The following is an 11,966-nucleotide window of genomic DNA, read 5'->3' on the forward strand; positions in this document are numbered from 1 at the left end:
TTGTCTTTTCCCTTCAAAAATAACCACTTAAACAATAACAATAGAGAGGTAATGGGAATTCCCCCTTTGTCGCATTTACTTTTGATATATAAGAGTAGATTCATTTTTGATTAGAGAGACTTTAAATGTTTGTGTGGCTGACACACTTAAGCTTATGTAATTAACTAATGATTTCTATTTGCTTTTAAAGCTCGGAGCATTGTTCAAGTCAATAATAAATCGAGTATACAGTCCATTATATACTCGATTTATTTATCTATGAGCTTACTTTGTATGTCATTGGCACATATTTGATCCCATCTTTGTCTATAATCGTCGCACTTTCAGTGAAAAATCCTACTGTGAGTTTAACCAGAACTTTTGTAGGCATTTATAGCAAATGGACTTGAATTGACAGTTATTACAGTCAATTTTTCACGTGCTCAAACAAGGCTCTGGCGATCCCTTTTTTATGAAATTGTTCATCCACAAATAATAAACTAATATGATTAGGCAGTTTTATGCCAAGAACACCTACTATCTGATAATTTAAATAATAACCATACAGTTCTAGTTCATTCCTACTGATTAACTTTGAAATAAAATCTTTATCTATGAATCGATAAAAACTCGTGACTCCTTCTGGAGAATACTCAGGTACTTGAAATTTTTCAAAAACATTTGTTATCAAACTCAATCCGTCTTTTAGATCTGCTTCTGTTTGTATAAGTTTTATCATAGGATCCTCTCCTCCTGATTATAATAATACAATTATAACAAGAAGTAGCATGAATAACTTTGTGAGATCGTGAAAGAAGTTTTAATTACCTAACCCGCACGCTACCTCCCCTTCTCTACTTCATTAATTTGCGTAAAATCAACGACAGTCCAAACCATAAAATGACACTAATTACGATTGTGATCAACCAGCCAAAAACATTGTGTTCTAATGGCAAGGGCATATTCATCCCGAAAAATCCTGATATGATTGTCGGAATAGTCAACAAAATGGATAAGACAGTCAGTATTTTCATAGTATCGTTCAAATTATTATTTAAAACATTATTATATGTTCCAGATAGTTGTTGCAAAATTTGAGAAGATAATTGCGTCATTTCTACAAGTTGTTTCGCTTCAATCAATACATCTTCCAGCTCTTCTCTTTCGTTTTCGTTGAGTAAACGATGAATATAATGTGTTTTAACTTGCTCCAGCAGCATCACATTTTGCTTTGATGCAGAAACAAAATACACAATACCTGTTTCCAGATCAGATAATAGCAATAAATTTTGTTTGGTCGTTTTCTCCTTTAATTTATTATTGATTCGTTTCCGATCATTGTTCATTTCTTCTACAAATGGGAAAAATAAGTCCACAATCATAAATAAACTTCCGAATAAGAAATCAAAGATAGTCAGCTCTTGATTTTTCTCTAAAAACTTTTTCATTTCATAAAAAATGTGTTGATTTGTCTCGTTCGTCACAGTGATCAAATGAGTATCTTTCACAATAAAAGTCATTGGAATGGTTTCGTAATGATCATCAATCTTTTCTAACTTAGGTACATTAAAAATGAGCACGAATGTATTGGTGCTTTTATCATAATCTAAATGAGCTCGTTCGTTTTTGTCTAATGAATAAGCAACAATTTCCTCATCGATGGCATAGTCTTGATAGAGTTTTGTTAGTGTTTCTTTGTCGCTGGTATTAATATTGATCCAATAATCATCCGTATAGCTTAAAGGGGTTTTAGTAATCATTAGTTGTACTCCTCATTTCTTCAAAATACACTTTAAAAGTTAAATTGTGCGATTTTTCTGAAAAAGTCTTTTTGAAAAAAGTTGTTTGTGCAGTTTTGTCGAAAAGTCTTTTTGTTTTTTCAGAATGACTCAATTATACCGACAGCTGACTGTTAAAGCAAATGACTTCAGTGTAAAAAAATGGAAACATAACTCGTAACGTTATGTTTCCATTTTTTATTTATTTATCGTTCTGCTTTTAATGCGTTTAAAGCGGCTGTATTAATAATGTTCCAAGGTTTATCAAATGATGGTTGGAAGAAGAAGTCTGCGTAAGCCAAATCTTCAATCGTCATTTTCGCTTTAATTGCCAATGAAATGGCATTAATGTTTGCTGTCAAATCTGCTTTGGACATCAATTGTGCCCCTAGAATTTGAGTTGTTTCTGGATCATACACTAGTTTGAACCACGCTTTTTGTTTATCTGGGTTAAAGTCCATTAAATAATCCTCGACAACTAACACAGATTTTGTTTGCTTGTCTAATTTTTTAGCCATCTCTTCGTTGATACCTGTAGAAGCGAATTTATAATCAAATACGGCCAATCCTGAAGAGCCTTGAATACCAGGGAATGGTTTGACAGGTGCTTCTAAGTTCTTCACTGCAAAACGACCTTGCTTCCGGGCGTTGGTAGCTAAAGCAATATTGACTTCTGTATTACCAGGGTTGTATTTAATCAGTGTAGCATCTCCTACTGCAAATACATCTGGTGCACTTGTTTGCATGAATTCGTCTGTTTTGATCAATCCATTTGGATGAAGATCAAGTGTATCTTTCAACCAACCTGTATTTGGACGGACACCAACTGCTACAACAACTAGATCTGCATTGTACTCTGACTTATCTGTCACAACGCTTTGCACATGCCCTTCACCTTTGTAACTTTGAACAGTTTCATTTGTGACAACTTTGATGTTGTTTGCTTCCATTTCTTCAGTTAACACGTCGGTGAACTCTTTATCAAGATAAACTCCTAGTGGGCGATCCAAAATGTCGATAACCGTTACATTTTTTCCAGCTTTAGCGAATGATTCAGCTGCTTCGATCCCGATATAGCCGCTACCGATCACAACTACATTGTTTACTTCTGGATCGACAGTTTTTTGTTTCAATTTAATTGCCCATTTTCTGCCACGCATTAAATAGATATTTTCCAAATCTTTTCCCGGAAGATTTAGTTCAAATGGTACAGCTCCGGGACTAATAATAAGTTTGTCATAGTCTTCAGTACGTTCAGTACCAGTTAGTAAATCTTTGACTGTCACTTGATGAGCCTCAGGTTTGATTGCAGTAATTTCTGTGTTTGAAAAGACGTTGACACCTCTTTTTTCCATACCTTCAGCTGTCATATAACGAACTGAATTGACATCTTTTACTTTCCCTTCCAAGTAGAGCTGCATTCCGCAAGATAGAAAAGAAATAAAGTCTCCTTTTTCGTACCATTGAATTTCTGACTCTGGGTAAAGATTTAACAGCTCTTCAACTGCTTCGTAGCCTCCATGAGATGAACCTAAAACAATAACTTTCATATATTGATCCTCCAATACTATTTATTATATAATAAATAGTATCACATAATTGCATTAAAATACAAGCGTTTCTATAATTTATTCTCAATTAAACAATCTTAATTGAGAATAAATTATAGAGCTTACATAATATAATTATGGTTAACTAAATAATTAAAAAAAGAAAAAACATAAACCAGCTCTTATTGGGTTCCATGTTCTTCTTTTAAATTCATCTACTTATATTTCCTCTTTAGACAAAGAAGATAAATCGTAGGGTGTATTTTGATAGACAGCATAGTTTAACCAATTTGAAAAAAGTAATGAAGCAGCCATATGCCAACGTAATTGCGGGTATTTTTGGCTATCATCATTTGGAAAATAATGTTCAGGGAGCTTTGGTCGTATCCCCTTTGCTTGATCACGGTAAAATTCTTGCTGCAAGGTTTCTCTATCATATTCTAAATGCCCCATCGCGTAAAACGCACGATTATTCTTATTTCCAACGAGAAAAATTCCCGCTTCTGCTGATTCGGCTAAAATAGCTAGCTCTTCGACTCCTTCAATAGCTGCTCTATTAACTGTTGTATAGCGCGAATGCGGTGCCAAAAAAACATCATCAAATCCTTTTAATATGCTCCAAGTTGGTGTTAATACGTCATGTAAATATATTCCTGATAATTTTTTATCCAATGGATGCTTTTGGATATGATGATGGTAGTAAAGTCCAGCCTGCGCGCCCCAACAAATATGAAATGTCGAAAACACATGAGTTTTACTCCACTGAAATATATCAGTTAACTCATTCCAATAATCTACCTCTTCAAAAGGAAGTTGCTCAACTGGAGCTCCCGTGACAATTAAACCGTCATAGTACTTTTCTTTTACATCACTGAACTGATGGTAAAAACGTTTTAAATGATCCTTTGAGGTGTTTTTCGCTTCATGACTGCTCATATGTAAAAAATCAACATTAATTTGAAGTGGTGTATTACTTAATAAACGTAATAATTGTACCTCAGTCTCATCTTTTTTTGGCATCAAATTTAGAATTAAAATTTGTAAAGGTCGAATATCCTGATGCATGGCGCGATCTTCGTCCATCACAAATATTTTCTCTTTTTCTAAGACTTTAATTGCTGGTAATTCTTTTGGTACACGAATCGGCATACATATATTCCTCCCTTTCTTGTCATGTAAGTTTATTCTACGCTATAACATGACATAAAGAAAGTTTATTTAGTCCTGTTTATTCAGAAATTGTCGTACATTTCTGAATAGGAGTATTTTATTTCGCAACAAAAAACACGAGATAAAGACAACGTCCTTATCTCGTGTAACTTATGGAAGAAAAATCGTTTATTGAGCTTACTCTTCTTCTTTCCTATTCTTACGGTTAATACCGAATAAACCTAATGCACCAAGTAACAATGCACCAACTAAGCTCCAATTGCTAATGATTTCACCATTATTAGGGAGATCTTTTCTAGAACCTGAGCTTAAATTTTTCAATCCGGATTGTCCATTAGAACCATTACTATTACTATTTCCATTATTACCATTATTGTTACCATTGCCTGATCCTGGATCGACTGGAATTAGGAATTCCGTAGGCAGACTTTGGATGCCATTTTCATCAATAGCGATTGCTGTATCTTTTTCTCTTGGCATTACCATTCCGACTGGGATAGCGATGCTATAGTTTCCATTGGTATCTGTTTGGCCTGTTCCGACTAAAACGCCTTTATCATTCAGTAGATTTACTGTATTTTCAGGATCAGCCGTACCGGTCACTGTATAGCCAGTTGTCGAAGTACCTGTAACACTCTCCACAATTGGTGCTGAAACAGTTGCTACACCAGGATCTGAAGGTAATTCAAACAATGTAGGTGTACTTTGATTGTCGTCACTATCTTTTGCAATAGCGGTTAATTGTTCATTAGGTGTTGCTAATCCAATTGGTAATGTAATTGTAAAGCTACCCTCTTGATCAACCGCGAATGTTTGGGCACCAGAGATTTCTCCATCTGCAACTGCTTGACCTAAAAGTTCTCCGTCAGCATTGTAGATTTCAACTGTATTCCCATAAGTTGTAGTACCTACAATTGTATACCCAGTTAAAGAAGTACCTGTTGCTTTTTTGATAACTGGTGGTGCTACTGTAATTGTAGTAGGATCTGCTGGTGTCATGAATGATGTAGCTGAACTAGTATTGTTAGCCCCGTCTTTAGCTACTGCATTCAATTGTTCTCTTGCAGATGCAGCTCCTGTTGGAAGGATAATTGTATAGTCACCATTTTCATCTGCCACATCTGATCCAAGTACAGTTCCTTCAGTATTACGAATTTCTACTGTATTTTCAGCCGTCGCTTTACCTGTCACTGTATAGCCAGTAGTTGAGGTTCCTGTTACATTCTCAACGGTTGGTGCTAGAACATTTACTGGATCAGCTGGTGTTGTAAATGGTGTAGCAGAACTAGTATTACCTTCATCGTCTTTAGCGGTTGCCGTTAATTGTTCATTTGGTGTTGCAGAACCGGCTGGAATTGTTACAGTGTAATCGCCATTTTCGTCAGCTGTAGCCGAACCAATGACCGTACCACCTGTATTTTTAATTTCAACAGTACTTCCTTCCGGAGCAGTTCCTGTGACTGTATAACCAGTTGAAGAAGTACCTGTAACGCTGTCAATCGTTGGTGCGGTTACTACTACTGGATCTGCTGGTGTTACAAAAGTTGTGCCAGGACTAGTATTACCTTCTTCATCTTTAGCAGTTGCGGTTAATTGTTCATTTGGCGTTGCAGAGCCAGCTGGGATCGTGATTGTGTAATCGCCAATTTCATCTGCTGTAGCTGAACCGATTACTGTACCACCTGTATTTTTAATTTCAACAGTGCTGCCTTCTGGAGCAGTCCCTGTTACTGTGTAACCAGTTGAAGAAGTACCTGTAACAGAATCTACTGTTGGTGCAGTTACTGATACTGGATCTGCTGGTGTGGTAAAGGTTGTTCCAGGGCTAGTATTACCTTCATCATCTTTAGCAGTTGCGGTTAATTGTTCATTTGGCGTTGCAGAGCCAGCAGGTATTGTTATTGTGTAATCGCCATTTTCATCTGCTGTAGCTGAACCGATTACTGTACCACCGGTATTTTTAATTTCAACAGTGCTTCCTTCTGGAGCAGTCCCTGTTACTGTGTAACCAGTTGAAGAAGTACCTGTAACGCTGTCAACCGTTGGAGCAGTTACTGATACTGGATCTGCTGGTGTGGTAAATGTTGTTCCTGGACTAGTATTTCCTTCATCGTCTTTAGCAGTTGCTGTTAATTGTTCATTTGGTGTTGCAGAACCGGCTGGAATTGTTACAGTGTAATCGCCATTTTCGTCAGCTGTAGCCGAACCAATGACCGTACCACCTGTATTTTTAATTTCAACAGTACTTCCTTCTGGGGCAGTCCCTGTCACTGTGTAACCAGTCGAAGAATTCCCTGTAACAGAATCTACTGTTGGTGCAGTTACTGATACTGGATCTGCTGGTGTTACAAAGGTTGTTCCAGGGCTAGTATTACCTTCATCATCTTTAGCGGTTGCCGTTAATTGTTCATTCGGTGTAGCAGAGCCAGCAGGAATTGTTACAGTGTAATCGCCATTTTCGTCTGCTGTAGCTGAACCAATCACTGTACCGCCGGTATTTTTAATTTCAACAGTGCTTCCTTCCGGAGCAGTACCTGTTACTGTATAGCCATCTGATGAATTCCCTGTAACAGAATCTACTGTTGGAGCAGTTACCGTTACTGGATCTGCTGGTGTGGTAAATGTTGTTCCAGGACTAGTATTTCCTTCATCGTCTTTAGCGGTTGCCGTTAATTGTTCATTTGGTGTTGCAGAACCGGCTGGAATTGTTACAGTGTAATCGCCATTTTCGTCAGCTGTAGCTGAGCCAATCACTGTACCACCTGTATTTTTAATTTCAACAGTGCTTCCTTCCGGAGCAGTCCCTGTCACTGTATAGCCATCTGATGAATTCCCTGTAACAGAATCTACTGTTGGAGCAGTTACCGTTACTGGATCAGCTGGTGTTACAAAGGTTGTTCCAGGGCTAGTATTTCCTTCATCGTCTTTAGCGGTTGCCGTTAATTGTTCATTTGGTGTTGCAGAACCGGCTGGAATTGTTACAGTATAGTCACCATTTTCGTCAGCTGTAGCTGAACCAATCACTGTTCCACCAGTGTTTTTAATTTCAACAGTACTTCCTTCTGGAGCAGTCCCTGTGACTGTGTAACCATCTGATGAATTCCCTGTAACAGAATCTACTGTTGGAGCAGTTACCGTTACTGGATCTGCTGGTGTTACAAAGGTTGTTCCAGGGCTAGTATTTCCTTCGTCATCTTTAGCTGTTGCCGTTAATTGTTCATTCGGTGTAGCAGAGCCAGCAGGAATTGTTACAGTGTAATCGCCATTTTCATCTGCTGTAGCTGAACCGATCACTGTACCACCAGTATTTTTAATTTCAACAGTGCTTCCTTCCGGAGCAGTCCCTGTCACTGTATAACCAGTTGAGGAAGTCCCTGTGACATTATCAACTGTAGGTGCGGTTATTTCAACTGGATCGGTTGGAGTGGTGAATGGTGTAGGTGAACTTTGATGATCTAAGAGATCTCTTGCGATTGCAGACAACTGTTCACTTGGTGTTGCTGCTCCAATAGGAATCACAACTGTATAATCTCCATTCAGATCGACAGTAGTCGTACCAATCACTGTACCTCCAGTATTTTTAATGTCAACAAAATCACCAGGAGTTGCTTTACCTTTAACCGTGTAACCAGTAGCTGCTGTACCAGTTACTGTATCAACTGTAGGTGCTGTTACTTCAACTGGATCGGCTGGAGTAGTGAAAGTTGTTGGTAAACTTTCATTTTCTCCATCTTTGGCAACAGCTGTTAAAACTTCATTTGCGGTTGCTTGTCCTTGTGGGATTGTGATGGTGAAGTCACCATTTTCATTTACAATTCCTGATCCGATCGTTGTGCCTCCTATATTGCGAATATCAACTGTATCTCCTGCACTCGCAGTACCTTTCACGGTATAACCAGTTGCAGCAGTCCCTGTCGTTTCTGTTACTGTAGGAGAAGCTACATCAACGATTGGATCCGCTGGCGTAATAAATGCTGTTGGCAAGCTTTCATTTGCTCCGTCTTTTGCAATAGCAGTTAACGCTTCATTTGCTGTAGCAGCACCTCCTGGTAGAGTGATGGTAAAGTCACCATTCTCATCAGCGATTCCAGTTCCAATGGTTTCTCCGCTGAGATTCCGAATATTGATTGTATTACCTGCCACTGCTGTACCTTTAATCGTATAACCAACGGTCGAGTTTCCAGTAGTGCTTGTGACAACTGGTGGCAATAAAGCTTCTACGTCAGCTGGTGTCACGAACGGCGTTGGAGTACTTTCATTTTCTCCATTTTTTGCAATAGCAGTCAACGCTTCGTTTGCAGAGGCATTTCCTGGTGCAAGAGTGATAGTGAAGTCACCGTTCTCGTCAACAGTTCCAGTCCCGATTGTTTCGTCGCTAAGATTACGGATATCAACTGTGTCTCCGGCTGTTGCAGTACCTTTTATAGTATAGCCTGTTGCAGAGTTTCCGCTAGCACTTGTAACCACTGGTGGGAGTACCACTGCTACATCAGCCGGTGTAGTAAACGGGGTAGGAATACTTTCGTTCGCTCCGTTTTTCGCAACTGCAGTTAAAGCCTCATTTGCAGAAGCCTCTCCCTGTGCAAGAGTGATAGTGAAGTCACCATTTTCGTCAGCAATCCCAGTTCCAATCGTTTCTCCACTAAGATTACGAATGTCAACTGTATCTCCAGCTGTTGCAGTACCTTTTACGGTATATCCAGTTGTAGAAGTTCCGGTAGTGCTTGTGACAACTGGTGGTGACACAAGTGCAACATCAAGTGGTGTTTTGAATGGTGTTGGTGTACTTTCATTTTCCCCATCTTTGGCAACAGCTGTTAAAGATTCATTTGCTTCTGCTTGGCCTAAAGAAAGTGTAATAGTAAAATTCCCGCCTTCATCGGCTATTGCTGAACCAATTGTTGTACCATTGCTGTTACGAACGTCAACTGTATTTCCAGCAGTTGCTGTACCCTTAACTGTATTACCAGTTAGAGAGGTTCCTGTTGTACTCGTGACTACTGGAGGAGCGACAACGATTGCATCCGCTGGCGTAGTGAATGGTGTTGGTGTACTTTCTTCATCGCCATCCTTCGCGATGGCATTCAATGCTTCGTTTGCAGTTGCTTGACCTTGTGCAAGAGTGATTGTGAAGTTTCCGCTCTCATCTACAAGACCAGTTCCAATTGTCGAACCGCTGCCGTTACGAATATCAACAGTATTACCAGCAGTTGCTGTACCAGTTACTGTGTAGCCTGTTGCTGAAGTTCCTGTGGTATTTGTTACAACAGGTGGTGCAACTGCTGCCGCAGTTCCTGCATAATAAAGGTCGGAAACTCCATTTGCAGTTTTAATTAAAGAAACGTCAATAAAATCTGCTTTTACAACTGTTCCAACAAACCGAGCATCTAGATTTTGAGTTAAACCTGTTGGGCTAAGAACTGTTGTAGGAATGTTGATTGTGGTTCCTCCTAAAACAGAGGCATCTGCTAATTGATTAACTGCATCGCCGCCGATTCCAACTAAGGGTAAAGCCAAATTGATTGCAGCATCAACTGTTCCTTTAACTGGAAGTAACGTAGTATTAATAAGTCCTGCTACAACATTACTTGCGATACCACTACCCGTAGCATTTAGTGCGTCAACCGCTGCTTTTAAATCTTGTAGCAAGGTTGAAACGTTTTGTGCTAGAACTAATCCTAAGCCATCGTCGATATCAGCATGAATGTACGATCCATCTGGTGAAAGAACTGCATTACTAGTAAAAGATGCACTACCGAAATTTTCAAGATTATTCAAAGCGTCAATTTTTTGATTAACAGTGGTTAAATTTAGGGTAACACCTGTCAAACTACCTAATGTTCCATCCAGGATATTAGTTAATACGTTTGTCAAATCATTAACTGCATTCAATGTTCCTGTTAAAAAGGTTAAATCTCCGACTGTCAATGTAACGTTTGTATCGATTTGTGCTACTCCGTTTGGAGAAACACGATTTTGTAGCTCATTTGGGATAGCTAAAACTGCTTGTTTTGTTCCGTCAGCAACCGCTGATGCACCAACAAGTTCTCCACCAGAAATTGAAAAATTTACATTTTTAGAAGAACCATCAGCAGCCCACCGATTTGCTGTATTTGTTCCACTATCGTTCGAACTAGCGATGTTTGACAAAATTTCAGCATCAAGAACCGCTGCGGAAGCTGTAATTCCTCCAGGTAGATAAAATGACAATGGAACAGTCAATGGTGCAATTACTAAGCTGCTTGTTAATACTAACGATAATGCACGATACTTATTTTGCTTTTTTGACTTGGTGGTGCTTTTCTTTTTTTGCTTATCATTTTTCATGATTGTCCTCCTCTTTACAATTAAGTTAATAACACAAAACAAACAGATAGAAGCTTTCCAAAACCAATAAGACACTCTCCCTTCATAAAATATGAGCAACGTAAAAATTTATTCAAGCTTCTAATAAAGGATTTTATAACCTTTATAATATTTTTGAAAATATTATGTACTCAAATTTGCAATTTTATTTTAATTAATAAAAATAAAAAAATGATTCTTGTAAGGAAAAACATATTAAAATGCTTATATTAAAGGGTTTTCGTTTCTTGTATATACTAATATTCATTTAATCTAAATTTTATATTCTAATAAATATATATTATACATATAATATTCATTTATTGGGATTCACAAGGGAAACGTTTTCTTTTTGTTGCGCAAATAAAATAACAGAAATAAAAAAAGCGAAGCTCAACTGAATTGGCCTCACTCTTTTTCTATTTCTGTTATTTTTTGACACTTTTTTCAACAATAGGCACGCTTACTTTTTTATTCCAAAAATCGATCAATGGACCTGTTAAGAACGCATTGATGACTGTTCCGATTCCAACTGGACCGCCAAAAATGAAGGCCAATAAGACAAAAAAGACATCTTGCGAAACACGGACCAACTGGTACGATGCACGGGTTCTATCCACGATAATTGGCGCAACTGCATCATAAGGCGCATTCCCTAATTTCGCAGACATGTACAAAGAAGCTCCAAATGTGAATATGATAACGCCGATAGTAAGTAATAAAAGCTGTGTGAAATGATTGATACGGAGGGGAATAAAATTTGTATAAATCCATGTGTAAAAATCAATAAAAAATCCGGTTAAAACCATATTGATAACTGTTCCGATCCCGATGTATTTTCTACCAAAAATAAAAACAAGTACTAAAATAGCACAATTGATCATTAATTGATACACACCTAATGAAAGACCTAGACTGTTCCCTATTCCGATATTAGCAGCAGTATAGGGATCTAAACCGACTTTACCAACACGTAGGGTCGCAGCACCAAACGCTAAAATTGCAACACCGAATAGTGCATACAACGAACGAATGATATTTTCTCTGTTTTTTTTCATTATGACAACTCCATTCAGTTTATATACTATAGCTTCTCAAAAAAATAACGAAAAAGCAAAATATCTGGTTCTAGAGTAAGAAAAAT

6 protein-coding genes are annotated in these 11,966 nt (G+C 38.0%); all 6 read right to left on the minus strand.

Annotated features, from left to right (window positions below):
• Positions 1-406 precede the first annotated feature (406 nt).
• The 6 genes from BCR25_RS18875 to BCR25_RS18900 all read right to left on the minus strand — a co-directional run bounded on the left by BCR25_RS18875 (position 407) and on the right by BCR25_RS18900 (position 11,880).
• Positions 407-718 carry a GNAT family N-acetyltransferase gene (locus tag BCR25_RS18875; RefSeq protein WP_069665165.1) on the minus strand — a complete coding sequence of 104 codons (312 nt, stop codon included), beginning with the start codon at positions 716-718 and terminating at the stop codon, positions 407-409.
• A gap of 115 nt (positions 719-833) precedes the next feature.
• A complete protein-coding gene (locus tag BCR25_RS18880) occupies positions 834-1,739 on the minus strand; it encodes a magnesium transporter CorA family protein (RefSeq protein WP_069665166.1) in 906 nt (301 codons plus the stop codon).
• Positions 1,740-1,963: 224 nt separating this feature from the next.
• A complete protein-coding gene (locus BCR25_RS18885) occupies positions 1,964-3,307 on the minus strand; it encodes an FAD-dependent oxidoreductase (RefSeq protein ID WP_069665167.1) in 1,344 nt (447 codons plus the stop codon).
• A 219-nt stretch (positions 3,308-3,526) separates the two neighbouring features.
• Positions 3,527-4,456: a homoserine O-acetyltransferase MetA gene (gene metA / locus BCR25_RS18890; protein ID WP_069665168.1), complete on the minus strand. Its 930-nt coding sequence runs from the start codon at positions 4,454-4,456 to the stop codon at positions 3,527-3,529.
• A gap of 198 nt (positions 4,457-4,654) precedes the next feature.
• Positions 4,655-10,804: an Ig-like domain-containing protein gene (locus BCR25_RS18895; protein ID WP_069665169.1), complete on the minus strand. Its 6,150-nt coding sequence runs from the start codon at positions 10,802-10,804 to the stop codon at positions 4,655-4,657.
• A 446-nt stretch (positions 10,805-11,250) separates the two neighbouring features.
• Entirely contained in the window at positions 11,251-11,880 is a 630-nt protein-coding gene (locus tag BCR25_RS18900; protein ID WP_069665170.1) for a YczE/YyaS/YitT family protein, read from the minus strand.
• Positions 11,881-11,966 lie beyond the last annotated feature (86 nt).

This window comes from Enterococcus termitis (assembly GCF_001730305.1).
Lineage (GTDB): Bacteria > Bacillota > Bacilli > Lactobacillales > Enterococcaceae > Enterococcus_L > Enterococcus_L termitis.